Annotated in this window: 1 pseudogene; it reads right to left on the bottom strand. The window is 57.2% G+C overall.

Annotated elements, in window-relative coordinates:
- A pseudogene (gene lpxB, locus BG74_RS15230) lies at positions 1-304 on the bottom strand (lipid-A-disaccharide synthase); the annotation flags it as partial.

The following is a 304-nucleotide window of genomic DNA, read 5'->3' as shown; positions in this document are numbered from 1 at the left end:
CTAGCCGCCACGCTAGAGCGAACGTCATTGGCTTCATGCGGTAACCCACTACCATAGGGCATTTCGCCAGCATACACTCAAGCGAAGCGGTGCCGGAAGCCAACAGGGCGGCATCAGCGGCAATCATCGCCTGACGTGCTTGATTATCCAAAATCCTAACTGACAACGCCGGCGCTACCTCCGCCTTGATGTGCTCAAACTGCGCACGCTGGGCAGGATTCACCAACGGCACAACAATCTCAAGCCTAGGGAAACGTTGGCTTACCCGCTCGGTGGCACGTAAAAAGTCCGCGCTCAGCATCGC

The organism is Sodalis-like endosymbiont of Proechinophthirus fluctus (genome assembly GCF_001602625.1).
In the GTDB taxonomy this organism is placed as follows: domain Bacteria; phylum Pseudomonadota; class Gammaproteobacteria; order Enterobacterales; family Enterobacteriaceae.
This window is presented reverse-complemented; position numbering and strand designations above follow the sequence as displayed.